Annotated in this window: 19 protein-coding genes; all 19 read left to right on the top strand. The window is 58.5% G+C overall.

All coding sequences use genetic code 11. The annotated features are described in order from the left end of the window. Positions 1–77: 77 nt before the first annotated feature. The 19 genes from pyrH (at position 78) to eno (ending at position 23,058) form a co-directional block, all read left to right on the top strand. Entirely contained in the window at positions 78–821 is a 744-nt protein-coding gene (pyrH, locus tag ACW9IR_RS03085; RefSeq protein ID WP_003222124.1) for a UMP kinase, read from the top strand. Further along, positions 818–1,375, top strand: coding sequence for a ribosome recycling factor (gene frr, locus ACW9IR_RS03080; protein WP_007908855.1), 558 nt, complete (start codon positions 818–820; stop codon positions 1,373–1,375). Before pyrH ends, frr begins: the two co-directional genes overlap by 4 nt. A gap of 14 nt (positions 1,376–1,389) precedes the next feature. Next, on the top strand, positions 1,390–2,145 hold the full coding sequence (uppS, locus tag ACW9IR_RS03075; RefSeq protein WP_007908854.1) for a polyprenyl diphosphate synthase: 756 nt from the start codon (positions 1,390–1,392) through the stop codon (positions 2,143–2,145). After that, complete coding sequence (locus ACW9IR_RS03070; protein ID WP_095119291.1) at positions 2,145–2,951, top strand: phosphatidate cytidylyltransferase; 807 nt, start codon at positions 2,145–2,147, stop codon at positions 2,949–2,951. The genes uppS and ACW9IR_RS03070 overlap by 1 nt, the downstream gene beginning before the upstream one ends. After that, positions 2,948–4,138, top strand: a complete 1,191-nt coding sequence (gene ispC / locus ACW9IR_RS03065) for a 1-deoxy-D-xylulose-5-phosphate reductoisomerase (protein ID WP_102902610.1) — start codon at positions 2,948–2,950, stop codon at positions 4,136–4,138. Before ACW9IR_RS03070 ends, ispC begins: the two co-directional genes overlap by 4 nt. Before the next feature lie 54 nt (positions 4,139–4,192). Beyond that, positions 4,193–5,545, top strand: coding sequence for a sigma E protease regulator RseP (rseP, locus tag ACW9IR_RS03060; RefSeq protein ID WP_095119289.1), 1,353 nt, complete (start codon positions 4,193–4,195; stop codon positions 5,543–5,545). A 74-nt stretch (positions 5,546–5,619) separates the two neighbouring features. Then, positions 5,620–7,995, top strand: coding sequence for an outer membrane protein assembly factor BamA (gene bamA, locus ACW9IR_RS03055; RefSeq protein ID WP_038357906.1), 2,376 nt, complete (start codon positions 5,620–5,622; stop codon positions 7,993–7,995). Between the two features lie 45 nt (positions 7,996–8,040). Further along, positions 8,041–8,544: an OmpH family outer membrane protein gene (locus tag ACW9IR_RS03050; protein ID WP_007908849.1), complete on the top strand. Its 504-nt coding sequence runs from the start codon at positions 8,041–8,043 to the stop codon at positions 8,542–8,544. Between the two features lie 3 nt (positions 8,545–8,547). After that, positions 8,548–9,603 (top strand): UDP-3-O-(3-hydroxymyristoyl)glucosamine N-acyltransferase, encoded by a 1,056-nt coding sequence (gene lpxD / locus ACW9IR_RS03045; RefSeq protein ID WP_457461570.1) that lies wholly within the window; start codon positions 8,548–8,550, stop codon positions 9,601–9,603. 106 nt (positions 9,604–9,709) lie between these two features. Further along, on the top strand, positions 9,710–10,150 hold the full coding sequence (gene fabZ, locus ACW9IR_RS03040; RefSeq protein WP_003222142.1) for a 3-hydroxyacyl-ACP dehydratase FabZ: 441 nt from the start codon (positions 9,710–9,712) through the stop codon (positions 10,148–10,150). Next, positions 10,147–10,923: an acyl-ACP--UDP-N-acetylglucosamine O-acyltransferase gene (lpxA, locus tag ACW9IR_RS03035; protein WP_457461568.1), complete on the top strand. Its 777-nt coding sequence runs from the start codon at positions 10,147–10,149 to the stop codon at positions 10,921–10,923. The genes fabZ and lpxA overlap by 4 nt, the downstream gene beginning before the upstream one ends. Positions 10,924–10,925: 2 nt before the next feature. Continuing rightward, a complete protein-coding gene (gene lpxB, locus ACW9IR_RS03030) occupies positions 10,926–12,056 on the top strand; it encodes a lipid-A-disaccharide synthase (RefSeq protein WP_457461566.1) in 1,131 nt (376 codons plus the stop codon). 11 nt (positions 12,057–12,067) lie between these two features. Beyond that, positions 12,068–12,694 carry a ribonuclease HII gene (gene rnhB / locus ACW9IR_RS03025; protein WP_457461587.1) on the top strand — a complete coding sequence of 209 codons (627 nt, stop codon included), beginning with the start codon at positions 12,068–12,070 and terminating at the stop codon, positions 12,692–12,694. Positions 12,695–12,770: 76 nt separating this feature from the next. Then, positions 12,771–16,292 carry a DNA polymerase III subunit alpha gene (gene dnaE / locus ACW9IR_RS03020; RefSeq protein ID WP_457461564.1) on the top strand — a complete coding sequence of 1,174 codons (3,522 nt, stop codon included), beginning with the start codon at positions 12,771–12,773 and terminating at the stop codon, positions 16,290–16,292. 139 nt (positions 16,293–16,431) lie between these two features. After that, positions 16,432–17,379 carry an acetyl-CoA carboxylase carboxyltransferase subunit alpha gene (locus ACW9IR_RS03015; RefSeq protein ID WP_038357918.1) on the top strand — a complete coding sequence of 316 codons (948 nt, stop codon included), beginning with the start codon at positions 16,432–16,434 and terminating at the stop codon, positions 17,377–17,379. A 146-nt stretch (positions 17,380–17,525) separates the two neighbouring features. Continuing rightward, positions 17,526–18,854 (top strand): tRNA lysidine(34) synthetase TilS, encoded by a 1,329-nt coding sequence (tilS, locus tag ACW9IR_RS03010; RefSeq protein WP_457461561.1) that lies wholly within the window; start codon positions 17,526–17,528, stop codon positions 18,852–18,854. Positions 18,855–19,128: 274 nt separating this feature from the next. Beyond that, on the top strand, positions 19,129–20,760 hold the full coding sequence (locus ACW9IR_RS03005; RefSeq protein WP_095119284.1) for a CTP synthase: 1,632 nt from the start codon (positions 19,129–19,131) through the stop codon (positions 20,758–20,760). Positions 20,761–20,765: 5 nt separating this feature from the next. Next, on the top strand, positions 20,766–21,611 hold the full coding sequence (kdsA, locus tag ACW9IR_RS03000; RefSeq protein ID WP_016985082.1) for a 3-deoxy-8-phosphooctulonate synthase: 846 nt from the start codon (positions 20,766–20,768) through the stop codon (positions 21,609–21,611). 157 nt (positions 21,612–21,768) lie between these two features. Beyond that, on the top strand, positions 21,769–23,058 hold the full coding sequence (eno, locus tag ACW9IR_RS02995; protein WP_042557893.1) for a phosphopyruvate hydratase: 1,290 nt from the start codon (positions 21,769–21,771) through the stop codon (positions 23,056–23,058). Positions 23,059–23,170 lie beyond the last annotated feature (112 nt).

The following is a 23,170-nucleotide window of genomic DNA, read 5'->3' as shown; positions in this document are numbered from 1 at the left end:
GCAGCGCCAAGCTAGAGTGAACGCCAGCTGTAAACAGCTCGCAAAGAATTTTAAATACGCCGCAGGAGAGATTCGCAATGGCTCAGCAGGGCAGTGGTTATCAGGCTCGCTATAAACGCATTCTACTCAAGCTTAGCGGCGAGGCCCTGATGGGCTCGGAAGAGTTCGGGATCGATCCAAAAGTGCTGGATCGGATGGCGCTGGAAGTCGGCCAGTTGGTCGGCATCGGCGTACAGGTCGGTCTGGTGATCGGCGGTGGCAACCTGTTCCGCGGCGAAGCTTTGAGCAAAGCCGGTATGGATCGGGTCACAGGCGACCACATGGGCATGCTGGCCACTGTGATGAACGCCCTGGCCATGCGCGATGCGCTGGAACGAGCCAATATCTCGGCCATCGTGATGTCGGCCATTTCCATGGTGGGTGTGACCGATCACTACGATCGCCGCAAAGCCATGCGTCACCTGAACTCCAAAGACGTCGTGATCTTCGCTGCCGGTACCGGCAACCCGTTCTTCACCACGGATTCGGCGGCCTGCCTGCGCGCAATCGAAATCGATGCCGACGTCGTGCTGAAAGCGACCAAGGTCGATGGCGTCTACACCGCTGACCCGTTCAAAGACCCGCATGCCGAGAAGTTCGATCATCTGACTTATGATGAAGTACTGGATCGCAAGCTGGGCGTGATGGATCTGACCGCTATTTGCCTGTGCCGCGACCACAAGATGCCGCTGCGCGTATTCAACATGAACAAGCCCGGTGCCCTGCTGAACATCGTCCATGGCGGCGCTGAAGGCACCCTGATCGAGGAAGGTCAACAATGATCAACGAAATCAAGAAAGACGCTCAAGAGCGCATGCAGAAATCCCTGGACTCTCTGGCCCACGCATTTGGTCAGATTCGTACCGGCAAGGCTCACCCAAGCATTCTGGGTAGCGTGATGGTGCCGTACTACGGCGCAGACACCTCCATCACCCAAGTGGCGAACATCACCGTTAAGGACTCGCGCACCCTGCAGGTCGTTGCGTTCGAGCGCAACATGCTCGCCGCAGTCGACAAAGCAATCCAGAGCGCTGGTCTGAACCTCAACCCGACCAACCTGGGCGAGTTGCTGCTGATCTCCATGCCTGCCCTGACTGAAGAAACCCGCAAGGGCTTCACCAAGCAGGCGCGCAGTGCTGCTGAAGACGCTCGTGTTGCCGTGCGCAACATCCGTCGTGACGCCTTGGGCGAGCTGAAGAAACTGGTCAAGGACAAAGAAATCAGCGAAGACGAAGAGCGTCGTGCCGCTGCCGATATTCAGAAGCTCACCGACAAGGCCGAGGCTGATATCGACACGGCTACCAAGCAAAAAGAAGCGGATCTGATGGCCGTATAAGGTTCGAGCTTTTAATGGACAAGACCAAGCAGACTGCGCCGTCCGCGGTGCCGCGCCATGTCGCGATCATCATGGATGGCAACAATCGCTGGGCGAAAAAACGCTTTATGCCGGGTGTCGCCGGGCATAAGGCGGGCGTGGATGCTGTGCGGGCGGTGATTGAGGTGTGCGCTGAGGCCAAGGTCGAAGTGCTCACCCTGTTCGCATTTTCCAGTGAGAACTGGCAGCGCCCGGCCGATGAAGTCAGTGCCTTGATGGACCTGTTCTTCAAGGCGCTGCGTCGCGAAGCCAAGCGCCTCAACGACAACAACATCAGCCTGCGCATCATTGGCGATCGTTCACGCTTTCATCCGGAGCTTCAGGCAGCAATGCGTGAAGCTGAAGCGATGACGGCGGGTGCCAATCGTTTCATCCTGCAGATCGCCGCCAATTATGGTGGTCAGTGGGATATTGCACAGGCGGCCCAGCGTCTGGCGCGTGAAGTCCAGGCCGGGCACCTGCGCCCGGAAGACATCACTCCGGATCTGTTGCAAACCTGTCTGGCAACCGGTGATCTGCCGTTGCCGGATCTGTGCATCCGCACGGGTGGCGAGCACCGCATCAGCAACTTTCTGCTGTGGCAGCTGGCTTACGCCGAGCTGTACTTCTCCGACCTGTTCTGGCCGGACTTCAAACACGATGCCATGCGCAATGCGCTGGCCGATTTCGCTTCGCGCCAGCGTCGTTTCGGTAAAACGAGCGAACAGGTTGAAGCTGGAGCCCGGGTTTAATGCTTAAACAACGAATCATCACTGCGCTGATCCTGCTGCCGATCGCCTTGTGCGGGTTTTTCCTGCTGGAAGGCTCCGGTTTTGCCTTGTTTATCGGTCTGGTTGTGACTTTGGGTGCCTGGGAATGGGCGCGTCTGGCTGGTTTCACCGGGCAAGCGTTCCGCGTGGGTTTTGCCGCCGTGGTCGCGTTCATGTTGTTCATCATGTACATCCTGCCCGGGCTTGCCCCTTGGGTGCTGGGTGCGTCTGTGTTGTGGTGGGCGGCGGCGACCTGGCTGGTGCTGACCTATCCGCGCTCCAGCGTGCATTGGTCCAGTGCGGCAACCAAACTGGTCATCGGCCTGCTGATTCTGCTGCCGGCCTGGCAAGGTCTGGTGCAGATCAAGCAGTACCCGCTGGGTAACTGGCTGATCATGGCCGTGATGGTGCTGGTCTGGGGTGCTGATATCGGTGCTTACTTCTCTGGTCGCAAGTTCGGCAAGCGCAAGCTGGCCCCGCAAGTCAGCCCGGGCAAGAGCTGGGAAGGCGTCTACGGTGGTCTGGCGCTAAGTCTGGTGATTACCGCCATTGTCGCGTTTGTGCGTGACTGGACCGTCGCCGAACTGCTTAAAGGCTTGATCGGCGCTGCGCTGATCGTCTTCATCTCCGTTGTCGGCGATCTGACAGAAAGCATGTTCAAGCGTCAGTCCGGCATCAAGGACAGCAGTAATCTGCTGCCCGGCCATGGCGGCGTGCTTGATCGCATCGACAGTCTGACCGCGGCAATTCCGGTGTTTGCCGTGCTGTTGTGGATGGCTGCACCGTGAGTCGCCCTCAGCAGATTACCGTTCTGGGCGCGACGGGCTCGATCGGTCTGAGCACGCTGGATGTCATTGCTCGTCATCCTGAGCGTTATCAGGTTTTTGCGTTGAGTGGTTTCACGCGTCTGAGTGAGCTGTTCGCCTTGTGCGTGCGTCACGTGCCGCAGTTTGCCGTGGTGCCAGAGGCGGTCGCTGCGCGCGGTTTGCAGGATGATTTGCGCGCCGCCGGTTTGCCGACCCGCGTACTGGTGGGGGAGGAGGGCCTGTGTCAGGTCGCTGCTGCTCCGGAAGTCGATGCGGTGATGGCGGCGATCGTTGGTGCGGCAGGTCTGCGCCCGACTCTGGCGGCCGTTGAGGCTGGCAAGAAGATTCTCCTGGCCAATAAAGAGGCGCTGGTGATGTCCGGCGCCTTGTTCATGCAGGCGGTACGCAAGAGCGGTTCGGTGTTGCTGCCGATCGACAGCGAGCACAACGCAATTTTCCAGTGCATGCCACATGATTTTGCCCGTGGGCTGAGTTCGGTCGGTGTTCGTCGGATTTTACTCACAGCCTCTGGCGGACCGTTCCGACAGACGCCGATGAGTGAACTGGCGCATGTTTCACCTGAGCAGGCGTGTGCACACCCGAACTGGTCCATGGGGCGCAAGATTTCGGTCGATTCGGCCAGCATGATGAATAAAGGTCTCGAACTGATCGAGGCCTGTTGGTTGTTTGATGCCAAACCCTCGCAGGTCGAGGTGGTGATCCACCCGCAGAGCGTGATTCACTCGTTGGTTGATTATGTCGACGGCTCGGTGCTGGCGCAGTTGGGCAATCCCGACATGCGTACGCCGATCGCTAACGCCCTAGCCTGGCCGGAGCGCATTGACTCCGGTGTGGCTCCGCTGGATCTGTTCGCCATCGCGCGGCTGGACTTCGAAGCGCCGGATGAAGGGCGCTTCCCGTGCCTGCGTCTGGCACGTCAAGCTGCCGAGGCTGGCGACAGTGCGCCGGCGATGCTCAATGCGGCCAACGAAGTGGCGGTGGCGGCGTTTCTCGACGGACGGGTCCGTTACCTGGAAATCGCGAGTATCATCGAGGAAGTCTTGAATCTCGAACCGGTGGTTGCACTGGCGGATCTCGATGCCGTGTTTACGGCAGATGCCAAGGCGCGAGTGCTGGCCGGGCAGTGGTTGAAGCGTCACGATCGATAGAATTTGCAACACAATGGCTACACGCGGCACTGAACAGGTTTGCGGAGAAAGTAGATGAGCGCGCTCTATATGATTGCCGGCACCCTGATCGCCTTGGGTGTGCTGGTCACCTTTCACGAATTCGGCCACTTCTGGGTCGCGCGTCGCTGTGGCGTCAAGGTTCTACGTTTTTCCGTAGGCTTCGGCATGCCGCTGCTGCGCTGGCATGACAAGCAGGGCACGGAGTTTGTGGTCGCGGCGATACCGCTGGGCGGTTACGTCAAGATGCTCGACGAGCGCGAAGGTGAAGTGCCGGTCGATCAGCTTGATCAGTCCTTCAACCGCAAATCCGTACGTCAGCGTATCGCCATTGTTGCGGCCGGCCCCATTGCCAACTTTCTGTTGGCGTTGGTGTTCTTCTGGGTATTGGCCATGCTTGGCAGCGAGCAGGTGCGTCCGGTCATCGGTGCGGTTGAGTCCGGCAGCATCGCCGCCAGTGCCGGTTTGAGCGCCGGTGAGGAAATCGTCGCGATCGATGGTGAGCCGACTTCCGGTTGGGCGGCTGTCAATTTGCAATTGGTACGACGCCTTGGTGAAAGCGGTTCTCTGCAATTGCTGGTGCGTGAGCAGGGTTCGACTGCGGATACGCCGCGTGAGCTGAAGCTGGATAACTGGCTCAAGGGTGCTGATGAGCCGGATCCGATTCGCTCTCTGGGTATTCGTCCTTGGCGCCCGGCTCTGCCGCCGGTGCTTGCTGAGCTTGATCCGAAAGGCCCGGCCCAGGCTGCCGGTCTGAAAACCGGTGATCGCCTGTTGGCCCTTGATGGTCAGGCGCTGAATGATTGGCAGCAAGTGGTCGATACCGTTCGTACGCGTCCTGATACCAAAATCATGCTGCGCATCGAGCGTGACAGTGCTCAAATCGATGTCCCTGTGACCTTGGCTGCGCGTGGTGAAAGCAAATCGCCAAGCGGATATCTGGGCGCAGGCGTGAAAGCTGTCGACTGGCCACCGGAAATGATCCGTGAGGTCAGTTATGGGCCGTTGGCCGCGATTGGCGAGGGTGCCCGACGCACTTGGACCATGAGCATTCTGACGCTGGATTCACTCAAGAAAATGCTGTTCGGCGAGCTCTCGGTAAAAAACTTGAGTGGACCGATAACCATTGCTAAAGTGGCGGGCGCTTCTGCCCAGTCGGGCGTCGCTGATTTCCTGAATTTCCTTGCTTATCTGAGTATTAGCCTGGGGGTTCTGAATTTGCTGCCCATTCCTGTACTGGATGGGGGGCATTTGTTGTTTTATCTGATCGAGTGGGCGCGTGGTCGTCCCTTGTCGGATCGGGTGCAAGGTTGGGGGATACAGATCGGTATCAGTTTGGTGGTCGGGGTGATGTTGCTTGCTCTGGTCAACGATCTGGGTCGACTGTAACGCTTCGCTGAATTGCGAATCTGCCGCATTTTGCGGCAGTTTGTTTATTGCCAGTTGGAATAAGAAAGGACTTCATGAAACGTCTGCTGCTAACTGCGGTTCTCACCGTATTGATGATCGCCGAAGTTCACGCCGAGTCCTTCACTATCTCTGATATTCGCGTCAATGGCCTCCAGCGGGTCTCCGCGGGTAGCGTCTTTGGTGCCTTGCCGTTGAACGTCGGTGAGCAGGCGGATGATCGTCGCCTGGTGGAATCCACTCGTGCGTTGTTCAAAACCGGTTTCTTTCAAGATATCCAGCTGGGCCGCGAAGGCAACGTTCTGGTCATCACGGTCGTCGAGCGTCCGTCGGTCGCCAGTATCGAAATCGAAGGCAACAAGGCGATCTCGACTGAAGACCTGATGAAAGGTCTCAAGCAATCCGGTCTGGCCGAAGGCGAGATCTTCCAGCGCGCCACGCTTGAGGGCGTGCGTAACGAACTGCAGCGTCAGTACGTCGCGCAAGGTCGCTATTCGGCTACGGTCGATACCGAAGTGGTATCGCAACCACGTAACCGCGTCGGCCTGAAAGTGAAGATCAACGAAGGTACCGTTGCGGCGATTCAGCACATCAACGTGGTGGGCAACACGGTTTTCCCTGAGGAAGACCTGACCGACCTGTTCGAACTGAAGACCACCAACTGGCTGTCGTTCTTCAAGAACGATGACAAGTACGCCCGTGAAAAACTGTCCGGTGACCTGGAGCGTCTGCGTTCCTACTACCTGGATCGTGGCTATATCAACATGGATATCGCTTCGACTCAGGTGTCGATCACCCCGGACAAGAAGCACGTCTACATCACTGTCAACGTCACCGAAGGCGAGAAGTACACCGTTCGTGACGTCAAGCTCAGTGGTGATCTGAAAGTCCCTGAAGATCAGGTCAAGTCCCTGCTGCTGGTGCAGAAGGGCCAGGTGTTCTCGCGCAAACTGATGACCACCACGTCCGAGTTGATCACCCGTCGTCTGGGTAACGAGGGTTACACCTTCGCCAACGTCAACGGCGTACCTCAGCCGCACGATGAAGATCACACCGTCGATATCCTGTTCGCTGTTGATCCGGGCAAGCGCGCCTACGTCAACCGCATCAACTTCCGTGGCAACACCAAGTCCGAAGACGAAGTGCTGCGTCGTGAAATGCGTCAGATGGAAGGCGGCTGGGCTTCGACCTACCTGATCGACCAGTCCAAGACCCGTCTTGAGCGTCTGGGCTTCTTTAAAGAAGTCAACGTTGAAACCCCAGCTGTCCCGGGTGTCGACGACCAGGTTGACGTGAACTACGCCGTTGAGGAGCAGGCTTCCGGTTCGATTACCGCCAGTGTCGGTTTCGCCCAGAGTGCCGGTCTGATCCTCGGTGGTTCGATCACCCAGAACAACTTCCTGGGTACCGGTAACCGCGTCAGCATCGGCCTGACCCGCAGCGAATACCAGAGCCGCTACAACTTCGGCTACGTTGACCCGTACTGGACCGCCGATGGCGTGAGCCTGGGTTACAACGCGTTTTATCGCACCACTGACTACAAAGACCTCGACGTCGACGTAGCGAGCTATGCGGTAGACAGCCTGGGTGCCGGCGTGAACGTTGGCTACCCGATCAGCGAGACTTCGCGTCTGACCTTTGGCCTGTCGGTTCAACAGGACGAGATCAAGACCGGTACCTATACCGTTGACGAGATTTTCGACTTCGTTAACAAGGAAGGCGACAAGTACCTGAACTTCAAGGCTTCGGCCGGCTGGTCCGAGTCGACCCTGAACAAAGGCGTACTGCCGACCCGTGGTCGTTCCCAGAGTCTGACCCTGGAAACCACAGTGCCTGGCAGCGACCTGTCGTTTTACAAACTTGATTACCGCGGTCAGTTGTTCCAGCCAATCAGCGAGAACTACACCCTGCGTCTGCACACCGAGCTGGGTTATGGCGACGGATACGGCGGAACCGATGGCTTGCCATTCTATGAAAACTACTATGCTGGTGGTTTCAACTCGGTTCGTGGCTTCAAGGACAGCACCCTCGGCCCACGCAGTACGCCGAGCCGTGGTACCAACCCGGGCACGCTGGCTGACCCGGACCAGGATCCGCTGCCGTTCGGTGGTAACGTCCTGATCCAGGGTGGTGTCGAGGTTCTGTTCCCGCTGCCGTTCGTGAAAGATCAGCGTTCCCTGCGCACTTCTGTTTTCTGGGATGTGGGTAACGTATTTGACTCGCAGTGCAAGGACACTACCAATGCGAACGGCTCGACGTCGAACACCAAGTGCAACGACATCAGCCTGAGCAACATGGCCAGCTCCGTCGGTGTGGGTGTGACCTGGGTCACCGCACTGGGTCCTCTGAGCTTCGCGTTGGCCATGCCGATCAAGAAGCCGGATGAGGCTGAAACTCAAGTGTTCCAATTCTCCCTCGGCCAGACGTTCTAAGCGTCTGACCCAAGATAACGACAATGGATTTTGTAGGAGTGCATCGTGCGTAAGTTGACTCAATTGGTTCTCCTGGCCTCCTTGATGGTGGCAGGCCCGGCATTTGCCGACATGAAAATTGCCGTTCTGAACTATCAGATGGCTTTGCTGGAATCCGACGCGGCGAAGAAATACGCCGTGGATGCCGAGAAGAAGTTCGGTCCGCAACTGACCAAACTGAAGACGCTGGAAAGCAGCGCCAAAGGCATTCAGGACCGTCTGATGGCCGGTGGCGACAAAATGCAGCAAGGTGAGCGTGAGCGTCTGGAGCTGGAATTCAAGCAAAAGGCCCGTGACTTCCAGTTCCAGTCCAAGGAGCTGAACGAAGCGAAAGCCGTTGCCGACCGCGAAATGCTCAAGCAACTGAAGCCGAAACTGGATAGCGCAGTGGAAGAAGTCATCAAGAAAGGTGGTTTTGACCTGGTGTTCGAGCGTGGCGCAGTGATCGATGTCAAACCTCAGTACGACATCACGCGCCAGGTTATCGAGCGCATGAATCAGCTGAAGTAACCCATGACCGTGACTATCAAACTCGGCCAGTTGGCCGAGTTCCTCGGCGCCACCCTGCGTGGCGACCCTGAGAAGCAAATTACTGGGCTAGCCACTTTGCAAGAGGCTGGCCCAGCTCAGTTGAGCTTTCTGGCAAACCCTCAATATCGCAAATACCTGGCGGGCTCGCAGGCAGCTGCATTGCTGCTCAAAGAAGCTGATGCCGAAGGATTTGCCGGTAATGCGTTGGTCGTGCCTGATCCTTACCTGGCTTATGCGCGTATCTCTCATTTGTTCGATCCCAAGCCAAAAGCTGCGGCTGGTATTCACCCATCTGCAGTGATTGCGGCGGACGCGGTGGTTGATCCAAGCGCCAGCATCGGCCCTTTTGTGGTGATCGAAGCAGGCGCACGCGTTGGTGCGCAAGTGACACTGGGTGCGCATTGCGTCGTCGGTGCGCGTAGCGAAATCGGCGAAGGCGGCTGGCTCGCGCCGCGCGTGACGCTGTATCACGACGTGCGCATCGGCAAGCGTGTGGTGATCCAGTCCGGTGCCGTGCTCGGCGGTGAAGGTTTTGGTTTCGCCAACGAAAAAGGTATCTGGCAGAAAATCGCGCAGATCGGTGGCGTGACCATCGGCGACGATGTCGAGATTGGCGTGAATACCGCCATCGACCGCGGCGCTCTGGCTGATACCGTGATCGGCAACGGCGTGAAGCTAGACAATCAGATCCAGATCGCCCACAACGTTCAGGTCGGTGATCACACTGCCATGGCCGCATGTGTCGGGATCTCCGGCAGCACCAAGATTGGCAAGCATTGCATGCTCGCCGGTGGTGTCGGTCTGGTCGGCCACATTGATATTTGCGACAACGTTTTCCTGACCGGGATGACCATGGTGACCCACTCGATTACCGAGCCGGGTGCCTATTCTTCCGGCACAGCCATGCAACCGGCGGCCGAATGGCGCAAAAGCGCGGCCCGCATCCGTCAGCTCGATGACATCGCGCGACGTTTGAAACAGCTGGAAAAGCGCGTAGGGGAAGTGACCCCTGACGGCAATGCTTCATCAGATGGCTGATACCATTTCCATATCAAGTGTGCACAGCCTCTAGACTGCCTCCTTGATTTGCTAGAGGAGTGCGCGTCAGTCGCGCTCCCAATCTTTACATAGGCTTCCCCCCGAAATGATGGACATCAACGAGATTCGCGAATACCTGCCTCACCGTTACCCGTTCCTGCTGGTGGACCGGGTGGTGGAACTGGACACTGAAGGCAAGCGCATTCGCGCCTACAAGAATGTCAGCATCAATGAACCGTTCTTCAATGGTCACTTCCCTGCGCATCCAATCATGCCGGGCGTGCTGATCATCGAAGCGATGGCTCAGGCTGCCGGGATCCTCGGTTTCAAAATGCTTGATGTGAAGCCTGCCGACGGCACGCTTTACTACTTCGTCGGTTCCGACAAGCTGCGCTTCCGCCAGCCTGTGCTGCCGGGCGATCAGTTGATCCTCGAAGCCAAGTTCATCAGCTGCAAGCGTCAGATCTGGAAATTCGAATGCCAGGCTTCGGTCGACGGCAAACCAGTCTGCTCCGCTGAAATCATCTGCGCGGAACGCAAGCTATGAGTTTGATTGACCCTCGCGCAATCATCGATCCGTCGGCCGTTCTGGCTGATGGCGTCGAGGTCGGCCCGTGGTCGATCATCGGCGCAGGTGTGGAAATCGGCGAGGGTACCGTGATCGGGCCGCATGTGATCCTCAAAGGCCCGACCCGCATCGGCAAGCACAATCGCATCTACCAGTTTTCCTCGGTAGGCGAAGACACGCCTGATCTGAAGTACAAGGGTGAAGAAACCCGTCTGGTGATCGGTGACCACAACGTCATCCGCGAAGGCGTGACGATTCACCGTGGCACCGTGCAGGACCGTTCGGAAACCACGCTGGGCGATCACAACCTGATCATGGCCTATGCGCACATCGGTCACGACAGCGTCATCGGCAACCACTGCATTCTGGTCAACAACACCGCGTTGGCCGGCCATGTGCACGTGGATGACTGGGCGATCCTCTCCGGGTTTACTCTGGTTCATCAGTATTGCCACATTGGCGCTCACAGCTTTTCCGGCATGGGCACCGCCATCGGCAAGGACGTTCCGGCGTTCGTCACCGTGTTCGGCAACCCGGCCGAAGCGCGCAGCATGAACTTCGAAGGCATGCGCCGTCGCGGTTTCAGTGAAGACGCGATCCACACCCTGCGTCGCGCTTACAAAACCGTCTATCGCCAAGGCCTCACGGTCGAACAGGCGTTGGCCGAACTGGCCGAGCCTGCTGTGCAGTTCCCGGAAGTTGCGATATTCCGTGACTCCATCCAGTCGTCAACTCGCGGCATCACTCGCTGATCATGGCCAGTTTGCGTATTGCGCTGGTGGCGGGTGAAGCTTCCGGTGATATTCTCGGCGCCGGTCTCATGCGCGCCCTCAAGGTGCAGCATCCGGCGGTCGAGTTCATCGGCGTCGGTGGTCCGTTAATGCAGGCCGAAGGCCTGACGTCCTACTTTCCCATGGAACGCTTGTCGGTCATGGGCCTGGTGGAAGTTCTCGGCCGGCTGCGCGAATTGCTCAAACGCCGCAAAGACCTGATCGCCACGCTGATCGCCGAGAAGCCGGACGTATTCATCGGTATCGATGCACCGGACTTCAATCTCAACATTGAATTGAAGCTGCGTCAGGCCGGGATCAAAACCGTGCATTACGTCAGCCCTTCGGTGTGGGCATGGCGGCAGAAGCGTGTACTGAAGATCCGCGAAGGCTGCGATCTGATGCTGACGCTGCTGCCGTTCGAAGCAAAATTTTACGAAGAGAAGGGCGTGCCAGTGCGGTTCGTCGGTCACACCTTGGCCGATACCATTCCATTGGAGGCCGATCGTGCTGCGGCCCGTGCCGAGCTGGGCTTGCCCGATGGCCCGCTGGTGGCGTTGATGCCCGGCAGCCGGGGCGGCGAAGTCTCTCGTCTGGGTGCACTGTTCCTCGACACCGCCGAACGCCTGCGCGCCATGCGCCCGGGTTTACGCTTTGTCATTCCTTGCGCCAATCCGGAACGCCGCGCGCAACTTGAAGAGCTACTCGCCGGACGTGATCTGCCGGTGACCTTGCTCGATGGCAAATCCCATCTGGCTCTGGCCGCGTGCAACGCCGTGTTGATCGCCTCCGGTACCGCCACCCTTGAAGCGCTGTTGTACAAACGACCGATGGTGGTGGCGTACCGCTTGGCGCCGCTGACGTTCTGGATTCTCAAGCGCATGGTCAAGAGCCCGTACGTGTCCCTGCCGAACCTGCTGGCCCAGCGTCTGCTGGTCCCGGAATTGTTGCAGGATGATGCCACGGTCGAAGCACTGGCGCAGACCCTGTCGCCGCTGATCGAAGGTGGCGAAGAACAAACACGCGGTTTCGACGAGATCCATCGCACGCTGCGGCTGGATGCCTCCAATCAGGCGGCGGACGCCGTCCTCAACCTGATCGGTCAGACACGATGAGCAAGACAAGCATGCAGATGGGCCTGGATTTCACTCTGGTCGCCGAAGTTGAAGAACTGGTGGCCGGTGTCGATGAAGTCGGGCGCGGCCCGTTGTGCGGGGCGGTGGTGACGGCGGCGGTGATTCTCGATCCGAACCGGCCGATCCTCGGTCTCAATGACTCGAAGAAGCTCACCGAAGCCAGGCGCGAAAAGCTCTATGACGAAATCATCGAGAAGTCCCTGAGCTGGTGCATTGCCCGCGCCGAAGTCGAAGAAATCGACGAGCTGAACATCCTCCACGCAACCATGCTGGCCATGCAACGCGCGGTGGCCGGCCTGCACATTCAGCCGAAACTGGCGATGATCGACGGCAACCGCTGCCCGCAACTGCCGATGCGCGCCGAAGCGGTGGTGCAGGGCGACGGCAAGGTGCCGGCCATCGCTGCGGCGTCGATTCTGGCCAAGGTCAGTCGCGACCGTGAAATGGCTGCCTTCGAATTGATCTACCCGGGTTATGGCATCGGTGGCCATAAAGGCTACCCGACGCCCGTTCATCTGGAAGCGTTGGCGCGTCTTGGCCCGACGCCGATTCACCGGCGCTCGTTCGCCCCGGTGCGTCTGGCTTACGAAGCGCTGGAAGGTCTGACGCAGGTTTAGTCGCAAGGCTGATGTTTTGTTTGAGGCCCGGTACAATCCGGGCCTTGTTGTCTCTATGTAACTGGACAGGATCACTATGCCGGCTTCATTCGTTCATCTACGCCTGCACACTGAATACTCCCTGGTCGACGGGCTGGTGCGGATCAAGCCGCTGGTCAAGGCGCTGACGGCCATGAACATGCCGGCGGTCGCGGTCACCGACCAGAACAACATGTGTTCTCTGGTCAAATTCTATAAAAACACCATGGGCGCGGGCATCAAGCCGATCTGCGGCGCCGACCTGTGGCTGTCGAACAAGGACCCGGACGCACCGCTGAGCCGGCTCAGCCTGTTGGTGATGAACGCCAAGGGTTATCGCAACCTCACCGAGTTGATCTCGCGCGGCTTCATCGAAGGCCAGCGTAACGGCATGATCATCGTCGAGCGTGAGTGGGTCGCTGAGGCCAACGAAGGCCTGATCATGCTGTCCGCCGCCAAAGAAGGCGAGATCGGCATGGCCATGATCGGCGGCAACCCGGCCGAAGCCGAAGCGCTGGCGCGTGAATGGATGGCGGTGTTCCCGGATCGTTTCTATCTGGAAATCCAGCGCACCAACCGTCCCAACGATGAAGAACAACTGCACGGCGCCGTGGCCCTCGCCGACAAACTGGGCGCGCCGCTGGTGGCGACCAATGATGTGCGCTTCATCAAGCAGGAAGATTTCGCCGCCCACGAAACCCGCGTGTGCATCGGTGAGGGCCGCGCCCTCGACGATCCGCGGCGCTCGAAGAATTACAGCGATCAGCAATACCTGAAAAGCGCCGAGGAAATGCTCGAGCTGTTCAGCGATATTCCTGACGCGATTGAAAACACCGTCGAGATCGCCAAGCGCTGCAACATTGAAGTGAAGCTGGGCACGCACTTTTTGCCCAACTTCCCGATTCCCGATGGCATGACCATCGACGAATATTTCCGCAAAGTCTCCTTCGACGGTCTCGAAGAACGCTTGTCGGTGCTGCTGCCCAAAGACACTACCGAAGACTACGAAGCCAAGCGTCAGGTCTATGTCGACCGCTTGAATTTCGAGCTGGATATCATTATCCAGATGGGTTTCCCCGGTTACTTCCTGATCGTGATGGACTTTATCCAGTGGGCCAAGAACAACGGCGTGCCGGTAGGTCCGGGCCGTGGGTCGGGTGCCGGTTCGTTGGTGGCTTATGTACAGAAGATCACCGACCTCGATCCGCTGGAATACGACCTGCTGTTCGAACGTTTCCTTAACCCGGAACGGGTATCGATGCCCGACTTCGACGTCGACTTCTGCATGGACGGTCGTGACCGCGTGATCGATTACGTGGCCGAGAAATACGGCCGCAACGCGGTAAGCCAGATCATCACTTTCGGTTCCATGGCCGCCAAGGCTGTGGTGCGCGACGTGGCGCGGGTACAGGGCAAGTCCTACGGCCTGGCGGATCGTCTGTCGAAGATGATTCCGTTCGAAGTCGGCATGACCCTGGAAAAAGCCTACGAGCAGGAAGAAATCCTCCGTGACTTCATCAAGGTTGATGAAGAGGCTGCGGAAATCTGGGAGATGGCGCGCAAGCTCGAAGGCGTCGTGCGTAACGTCGGTAAACATGCCGGTGGTGTGGTAATCGCGCCGACCAAGCTGACCGACTTCTCGCCGATCTATTGCGACGAGGCCGGTGACGGTCTGGTAACCCAGTTCGACAAGGACGACGTTGAAGCGGCCGGTCTGGTGAAGTTCGACTTCCTTGGTCTGCGGACCCTGACGATCATCGACTGGGCACTGAAAACCATCAACCGCGACCGCGCCAAGGTCAACGAGCCACCGCTGGATATCGCGTTTATCCCGCTGGACGACAAACCGACGTACTCGTTGTTGCAGAAAGCTGAAACCACTGCGGTGTTCCAGCTTGAATCCCGCGGCATGAAAGAGCTGATCAAAAAGCTCAAGCCCGACTGCCTGGAAGACTTGATCGCACTGGTGGCCCTGTTCCGTCCGGGCCCGCTGCAGTCCGGCATGGTGGATGACTTCATCAACCGTAAGCACGGTCGCGCCGAACTGGCGTACCCGCACTCGGATTACCAGTACGAAGGGTTGAAGCCTGTTCTGGCGCCGACTTACGGCATCATCCTGTATCAGGAACAGGTGATGCAGATTGCTCAGGTCATGGCCGGTTACACCCTCGGCGGTGCGGACATGCTCCGTCGCGCCATGGGTAAGAAGAAACCCGAGGAAATGGCCAAGCAGCGCGGCGGTTTCATTGAAGGTTGCGCGACCAACAATATCGACGCCGACCTCGCCGGTAACATTTTCGACCTGGTAGAAAAATTCGCCGGTTACGGCTTCAACAAATCCCACTCCGCCGCCTACGGCCTGGTCTCGTACCAGACTGCATGGTTGAAAGCCCACTACCCGGCACCGTTCATGGCAGCGGTACTTTCGGCGGATATGCACAACACCGACAAGGTCGTGACCTTGATCGAGGAAGTGCGCACGATGAAGCTGCGTCTCGACGCGCCGGATGTGAATACTTCGGAATTCAAGTTCACGGTGAACGACGACGGCCGTATCGTCTACGGCCTGGGCGCGATCAAAGGTGTTGGTGAAGGCCCGGTTGAGGCCATTACCGAAGCGCGTCAGGCCGGTCCGTTCAAGGATCTGTTCGACTTCTGTGCCCGTGTCGACCTCAAGCGCATCAACAAACGCACGCTCGACGGTTTGATCCGCAGCGGTGCGCTGGATCGCCTGGGGCCGTATTTCCACGACGAACAAAAAGCCTATCAGGCCAACATTGATCGCAACCGCGCGGTGCTGCTGGCCGCGATGGAGGAAGCGATCAAATCCGCCGAACAGACTGCCCGCACCCACGACAGCGGTCACGCCGACCTGTTTGGCGGTTTGTTTGTCGAGGAGGACGCCGACGTTTACGCGGTGCATCGCAAGGCCAAGGAGTTGACCCTCAAGGAGCGCCTCAAAGGTGAGAAAGACACCTTGGGCCTGTACCTGACCGGTCACCCGATCGACGAATACGAAGGCGAGATTCGGCGTTTCGCCCGTCAGCGCATCATTGATCTGAAGCCGGCCCGGGATACGCAAACCGTGGCGGGGATGATCATTGCCCTGCGCGTGATGAAGAACAAAAAAGGCGACAAGATGGGCTTCATCACCCTCGACGACCGCTCTGGTCGGATCGAGGCATCGTTGTTTGCCGATGCGTTCCATTCTGCGCAATCGCTGTTGCAGACCGATGCGATGGTGGTGGTCGAAGGCGAAGTCAGCAACGACGACTTCTCCGGTGGCCTGCGCCTGCGGGTCAAACGCGTGATGAGCATGGAAGATGCGCGCACCAACCTCGCCGAGAGCCTGCGCCTGAAACTGCAAACTCAGGACCTGAAAGGCGATCAACTACGCTGGTTGGGTGATTTGCTCAAGCGTCATCGCGGCGCGTGTCCGATCACCATGGAGTACACCAGCCCGGATGCGAAGACCTTGCTGCAGTTCGGCGAGACGTGGCGAATTGATCCGGCGGATGCCTTGATTCAGGCTCTGCGTGACCAGTTCGGGCGAGACAACGTCTTCCTCCAATACCGTTGACCGGCAAGTGCCATCATTGCGCTTGCCCGCAACCTGAATTTTTAATCTCGACCTCAGCGCGCCTCTCCCTTAAGGTAGGGCGCGAATAGACAACCGGCCGGCCCAAGCTCATTTGGGACACGACCCAAGACGGACGCCTATGAACCCGAATTTTCTAGATTTCGAACAGCCGATCGCCGACCTGCAAGCCAAGATCGAAGAGTTGCGCTTGGTCGGTAATGACAATTCGCTGAATATCGGCGATGAGATCTCCCGCCTGCAGGACAAAAGCAAAACGCTGACCGAAGACATCTTTGGCAAGCTGACCAGCTGGCAGATCGCACGCCTGGCGCGTCACCCGAAACGCCCGTACACCCTCGACTACATCGAACACATCTTCACCGAGTTCGACGAGCTGCACGGCGACCGTCACTTCTCTGATGACGCTGCCATCGTTGGCGGCATCGCCCGTCTGGAAGATCAGCCGGTGATGATCATCGGCCACCAGAAGGGCCGTGAAGTGCGCGAGAAGGTACGCCGCAACTTCGGCATGCCGCGTCCGGAAGGCTACCGCAAGGCTTGCCGCCTGATGGAAATGGCCGAGCGTTTCAAAATGCCGATCCTGACCTTCATCGACACCCCGGGCGCCTACCCTGGGATCGACGCTGAAGAGCGCAACCAGAGCGAAGCGATTGCCTGGAACCTGCGTGTGATGTCGCGCCTGAAAACCCCGATCATCGCCACCGTTATCGGTGAGGGTGGTTCCGGTGGTGCGCTGGCCATCGGTGTCTGCGATCAGTTGAACATGCTGCAATATTCGACCTACGCGGTGATCTCGCCGGAAGGTTGCGCTTCGATTCTGTGGAAAACCGCGGAAAAAGCGCCGGATGCTGCTGAGGCGATGGGCATTACCGCCGAGCGTCTGAAAGGCCTCGGCATCGTCGATAAAGTTATCGGCGAGCCTCTGGGTGGTGCGCACCGTGATCCAGCCGCTGCTGCGGCGTCGATCCGTGCCGAGCTGAGCTCGCAACTGGCGATGCTGAAGAAGTTCGATAACGAAGCGCTGTTGAAGCGCCGTTATGATCGACTGATGAGCTACGGTCTCTGATCGAACGCCGATTCAGCTGACAATGCAAAACACTGTGGGAGCGAGCTTGCTCGCGAAGGCGTTATAACAGACAACGAAAATGTTGAATGTTGAACCGCTTTCGCGAGCAAGCTCGCTCCCACATTGGTTTCGGTGAAGGTGAAAAAATGAGTCAGCTCTCGATTGATTTGCCTTCCCGGCTGTTGCTGAACCTTGAGCCTTGGCGCAATGCCGCTCATTGGCGCGTCGCGTTCTCTGGTGGTCTCGACTCCACTGTTCTGCTGCACCTGCTCGCCCATTTCGCAGAATCCGAATCCCTCCCTCCACTCAGTGCTATCCACATTCATCACGGCCTCCAGGCTGCGGCTGACGCGTGGCCGCAGCATTGCCAGTCCGTGTGCGATGCGCTGGGTGTTCCGTTGCTGATCGAACGTGTGAAGGTGCAGCCGGGTGCAAGCTTGGAGCGCGCGGCGCGGGATGCGCGTTACGCGGTGTTTAGTTCGCTGACGCAAGCCAATAATGTGTTGCTGACGGGGCAGCATCGCGATGATCAGGCTGAAACGTTGTTGTTCCGCATGTTGCGCGGGGCTGGTGTGCGTGGTTTGTCTGCAATGCCTCGGCAGCGATCAATGGGGCAGGGCACATTGATTCGTCCATTGCTCGATGTCTCCCGGTCCGAGCTGGAAGCGTATGCGCAGGCTCACCAATTAGTCTGGATCGAAGACCCATCGAATCAGGATCGGCAGTTCTCGCGCAATTACTTGCGCCATCAAGTCATGCCACTGCTGACTGAGCGCTGGCCGCAAGCGCAGGCGAGCATGGTCCGCAGCGCCGCGCATTTGCGTGAAGCCCAGGGACTGCTCGATGAGCTGGCGCAGATTGATCTGGCTGACGCCGCCACCGCGCATGAATTCGAATGGCTGGGATTGCCGTCATTGGAACTGGCACCCCTGGCTGCATTGTCTGTCGCTCGTCAACGAAATGCCCTCAGCCACTGGCTGGAACCACTGACCCGACTACCCGACACCGACCATTGGTCGGGTTGGGCGAATCTGTGCGACGCCGCCCATGACGCAGCGCCAATCTGGCGTCTGGCCGATGGCGAACTGCACCGCAGCGCCGGCCGTCTGTGGTGGCTCAGGGGTGACTGGCTGCGTACGCCAGTGATCGGCTGCGAGTGGCAGAGCCCGTCTTCAGCGCTACGCTTGGCCGATAACGGACATGTCACGTTCAGCGGGCAGACTCCCGTCGGGCCTTTGCGCATTGCCTATCGTCAGGGTGGTGAGGTCATGCATCTGGGGGATCGCGGTCACCGTGATCTCAAGCGCCTGCTCAATGAGCGCGCGGTGCCGGGCTTCGTGCGTGGCAGATTGCCGCTGCTGTTTCGCGACGATGAATTGCTCGCGGTGGCGAACCTGCCGGGACTTGATGGCTCTATGCAGGACGGCTGGAAATTGCATTGGCTGCCAACAGACGAAGATCAAGGTTTGAGCTGAAAGGAGCATTCCGGTAGACTACGCTCCCTTCTTGATACAACTTCTGTGGATTCGCCTGAATTGCAGGAGTTGCCGATTACCAAGCAGTCTTTGCTGGGCGATTCCAAAAAATGTGTAGCGAGCAACGTACCGGTGTTTCATCTGCCGGTCTGTCCCAACGCGGCGGTTTTTTTGAAAGGTGCACTGTGATTAATGCAGGTGATCGGGGGCTTCGGCCTTCCTTCGCTTTCCCCGGCGGCTCGTACCGCTTTAACGCAGACTTCTAGGGTTTTTCATGACGCGCTACATATTCGTCACGGGCGGTGTTGTTTCTTCATTGGGGAAAGGCATTGCATCGGCTTCATTGGCGGCCATCCTGGAGGCGCGGGGACTTAAGGTCACCATGCTGAAGCTGGACCCGTACATCAACGTCGACCCGGGCACCATGAGCCCGTTCCAGCACGGTGAAGTGTTCGTCACCCACGACGGCGCCGAGACCGACCTGGACCTGGGCCACTACGAGCGGTTCATCCGCACGACCATGACCCAGAACAACAACTTCACCACTGGCCGTGTCTACGAGCACGTGCTGCGCAAAGAGCGCCGTGGTGACTACCTGGGTGCAACCATCCAGGTGATCCCGCACATCACCGACGAAATCAAGCGCCGCATCATCAAGGGTGCCGGTGACGCTGACGTGGCGATGGTTGAAATCGGTGGCACCGTCGGTGACATCGAGTCGCAACCGTTCCTCGAAGCCATCCGTCAACTGCGTTTCGAAGTCGGCGCCAAGCGCGCGATGCTGATGCACCTGACGCTGGTGCCGTACATCGCCACCGCTGGCGAAACCAAGACCAAACCCACTCAGCACTCGGTAAAAGAGCTGCGTTCGATCGGCCTGCAGCCTGACGTGCTGGTGTGCCGTTCCGATCACCCGATCGACATCTCGTCGCGTCGCAAGATCGCTCAGTTCACCAACGTTGAAGAACGTGCGGTGATCGCGCTGGAAGACGCCGACACCATCTACAAGATCCCGGGCATCCTGCACTCGCAGGGTCTGGACGATTTCGTCGTCGAGCGTTTCGGTCTGCAATGCGGCAGCGCTGATCTGTCCGAGTGGGAAGCGGTGGTTGACGCCAAGCTGAACCCGGAACACGAAGTGACCATCGCCATGGTCGGCAAGTACATGGAACTGCTCGACGCCTACAAGTCGCTGATCGAAGCGATGAGTCACGCCGGCATCAGCAACCGCACCAAGGTCAATCTGCGTTACATCGATTCCGAAGACATCGAAAACCAGGGCACTGCGCTGCTCGAAGGTGTCGACGCGATTCTCGTACCGGGCGGCTTCGGTCTGCGCGGCGTGGAAGGCAAGATCACTGCCGTTCAGTACGCTCGCGAAAACAAGGTTCCGTACCTGGGTATCTGCCTGGGCATGCAAGTGGCGGTCATCGAGTTCGCTCGTAATGTCATGGGCTGGAAAGACGCCAACTCCACCGAGTTCGACCGCGCCAGCGGCCACCCGGTTGTGGGTCTGATCACCGAGTGGGAAGACGCAACCGGCGCAGTCGAAGTGCGTACCGAAAGCTCCGATCTGGGCGGCACCATGCGTCTCGGCGCTCAGGAATGCCTGCTCGAAGCCGGCTCCAAGGTGCATGATTGCTACGGCAAGGACGTGATCGTTGAACGTCACCGTCACCGTTACGAAGTGAACAACAACCTGCTGCCGCAAATCATCGAAGCCGGGCTGAAGATTTCCGGTCGCTCGGCTGACGCGGCATTGGTTGAAGTGGTTGAAGCTCCGGATCATCCATGGTTCGTCGCTTGCCAGTTCCACCCAGAGTTCACCTCGACACCACGTGATGGCCATCCGCTGTTCAGCGGTTTTGTCAAAGCAGCATTGGCTCAACACCAGAAGAAGGCGTAACCCCGATGGCACAGAAGATCATCCGCGTCGGCGACATCGAGATTGCCAACGACAAACCCATGGTGCTGTTCGGTGGCATGAATGTGCTGGAAAGCCGCGACATGGCCATGCAGGTTTGCGAGGAGTATGTGAAGGTCACCGAGAAACTCGGTATCCCTTACGTGTTCAAGGCCAGTTTCGACAAGGCCAACCGTTCTTCTGTGACCTCCTATCGTGGTCCTGGCCTGGAAGAGGGCATGCGCATCTTCCAGGACATCAAACAAGCCTTCGGCGTACCGATCATCACTGACGTCCACGAGCCTGACCAGGCCGCGGTCGTCGCTGAGGTCTGCGACATCATCCAGCTGCCGGCCTTCCTGTCGCGCCAGACCGATCTGGTCGTCGCGATGGCCAAGACCAATGCAGTGATCAACATCAAGAAAGCCCAGTTCCTCGCGCCTCAGGAAATGAAACACATCCTGAACAAGTGCGTGGAAGCGGGTAACGATCAATTGATCCTCTGCGAGCGTGGTTCGAGCTTCGGCTACAACAACCTCGTGGTCGACATGCTCGGCTTCGGCATCATGAAGCAGTTCGAGTACCCGGTTTTCTTCGACGTGACCCACGCGCTGCAAATGCCGGGTGGTCGTGCCGACTCCGCCGGCGGTCGCCGCGCACAGGTTCTGGATCTGGCCAAGGCCGGCATGAGCCAGTCGCTGGCGGGTCTGTTCCTTGAAGCACATCCGGATCCGGACAACGCCAAATGCGACGGCCCTTGTGCCTTGCGTCTGGACAAACTGGAGCCATTCCTGGCCCAGCTCAAAGCTCTGGACGAACTGGTGAAGAGTTTTCCGACGGTAGAAACCGCGTAACACTCAATTCTCCGGTAAAGTACCGCACGATTTGTCGCTCATGCCCTCGGGCATGAGCGTTATCGTCTGCAAGTCTGCCCGCTGCACACCCCTTGCCGACGGTAAAAAGATTTCCTCTAGCTGCGTCGTTTTCGTCAACTTTGGAGTGTTTACAACAATGGCAAAAATCGTCGACATCAAAGGTCGTGAAGTTCTCGACTCCCGTGGCAATCCCACCGTGGAAGCGGACGTGCTTCTCGACAACGGCATCATCGGCAGCGCGTGCGCGCCGTCCGGTGCATCCACTGGCTCGCGTGAAGCGCTCGAGCTGCGTGATGGCGACAAGAGCCGTTACCTGGGCAAGGGCGTGCTCAAAGCGGTAGCCAACATCAACGGTCCGATCCGCGATCTGCTGCTGGGCACCGACCCAAGTGACCAGAAAGCCCTGGATCACGCGATGATCAAGCTCGACGGTACCGAAAACAAAGCGACCCTGGGCGCCAACGCCATCCTCGCCGTGTCCCTGGCTGCGGCCAAGGCTGCTGCACAGGATCAGGATCTGCCGCTGTACGCACACATCGCCAACCTCAACGGCACGCCGGGTGTTTACTCGATGCCGGTACCGATGATGAACATCATCAACGGTGGCGAGCACGCCGATAACAACGTCGACATCCAGGAATTCATGGTGCAGCCGGTTGGCGCCAAGTCGTTCTCGGAAGGTCTGCGCATGGGCACCGAGATTTTCCATCACTTGAAAGCTGTGCTGAAGGCCCGTGGCCTGAGCACTGCCGTTGGCGACGAAGGCGGTTTCGCACCGAACCTGGCGTCCAACGAAGACGCGTTGAAAGTGATCTCGGAAGCTGTGGCCAATGCCGGTTACAAGCTGGGCACCGACGTGACTCTGGCTCTGGACTGCGCGGCTAGCGAATTCTACGAAGACGGCAAGTACAACCTGTCCGGCGAAGGTCAGGTGTTCACCGCTGAAGGTTTCGCTGATTACCTCAAAGGCCTGACCGAACGTTATCCGATCATCTCGATCGAAGACGGTCTGGACGAGTCCGACTGGGCTGGCTGGAAGATCCTCACTGACAAGATCGGCGAGAAGGTTCAACTGGTAGGCGACGACCTGTTCGTCACCAACACCAAGATCCTGAAAGAGGGCATCGACAAAAAGATCGCCAACTCGATCCTGATCAAGTTCAACCAGATCGGCACCCTGACCGAAACCCTGGAAGCCATCCAGATGGCCAAGGCTGCCGGTTACACCGCAGTGATCTCGCACCGTTCGGGCGAAACCGAAGATTCGACCATTGCCGACCTGGCTGTGGGTACTTCGGCTGGCCAGATCAAGACCGGTTCGCTGTGCCGTTCCGACCGCGTTTCCAAGTACAACCAACTGCTGCGTATCGAAGAGCAGTTGAATGGCAAGGCCAAGTACAACGGTCGCAGCGAATTCCGCGGCTAAGTACAAATCGATGGAAGGACACCGGATTGTGTCGAAAAAGTCGTGACAGCGATGGATTTGCCACTAATCTGATGCCTTAACAGCACAAGCCTGGGTCTTCCAGGCTTCGTGC

This window comes from Pseudomonas sp. SDT291_1_S447 (assembly GCF_054070155.1).
The sequence above is the reverse complement of the archived record's forward strand: the minus strand, read 5'-3'. Positions and strand labels throughout refer to the sequence as shown.

Coding starts and splice junctions, on each gene's coding strand:
- pyrH (WP_003222124.1), top strand. CDS start 78: ATGGCTCAGCAGGGCAGTGGTTATCAGGCTCGCTATAAACGCATTCTA.
- frr (WP_007908855.1), top strand. CDS start 818: ATGATCAACGAAATCAAGAAAGACGCTCAAGAGCGCATGCAGAAATCC.
- uppS (WP_007908854.1), top strand. CDS start 1,390: ATGGACAAGACCAAGCAGACTGCGCCGTCCGCGGTGCCGCGCCATGTC.
- ACW9IR_RS03070 (WP_095119291.1), top strand. CDS start 2,145: ATGCTTAAACAACGAATCATCACTGCGCTGATCCTGCTGCCGATCGCC.
- rseP (WP_095119289.1), top strand. CDS start 4,193: ATGAGCGCGCTCTATATGATTGCCGGCACCCTGATCGCCTTGGGTGTG.
- bamA (WP_038357906.1), top strand. CDS start 5,620: ATGAAACGTCTGCTGCTAACTGCGGTTCTCACCGTATTGATGATCGCC.
- lpxD (WP_457461570.1), top strand. CDS start 8,548: ATGACCGTGACTATCAAACTCGGCCAGTTGGCCGAGTTCCTCGGCGCC.
- fabZ (WP_003222142.1), top strand. CDS start 9,710: ATGATGGACATCAACGAGATTCGCGAATACCTGCCTCACCGTTACCCG.
- lpxA (WP_457461568.1), top strand. CDS start 10,147: ATGAGTTTGATTGACCCTCGCGCAATCATCGATCCGTCGGCCGTTCTG.
- lpxB (WP_457461566.1), top strand. CDS start 10,926: ATGGCCAGTTTGCGTATTGCGCTGGTGGCGGGTGAAGCTTCCGGTGAT.
- rnhB (WP_457461587.1), top strand. CDS start 12,068: ATGCAGATGGGCCTGGATTTCACTCTGGTCGCCGAAGTTGAAGAACTG.
- dnaE (WP_457461564.1), top strand. CDS start 12,771: ATGCCGGCTTCATTCGTTCATCTACGCCTGCACACTGAATACTCCCTG.
- ACW9IR_RS03015 (WP_038357918.1), top strand. CDS start 16,432: ATGAACCCGAATTTTCTAGATTTCGAACAGCCGATCGCCGACCTGCAA.
- tilS (WP_457461561.1), top strand. CDS start 17,526: ATGAGTCAGCTCTCGATTGATTTGCCTTCCCGGCTGTTGCTGAACCTT.
- ACW9IR_RS03005 (WP_095119284.1), top strand. CDS start 19,129: ATGACGCGCTACATATTCGTCACGGGCGGTGTTGTTTCTTCATTGGGG.
- kdsA (WP_016985082.1), top strand. CDS start 20,766: ATGGCACAGAAGATCATCCGCGTCGGCGACATCGAGATTGCCAACGAC.
- eno (WP_042557893.1), top strand. CDS start 21,769: ATGGCAAAAATCGTCGACATCAAAGGTCGTGAAGTTCTCGACTCCCGT.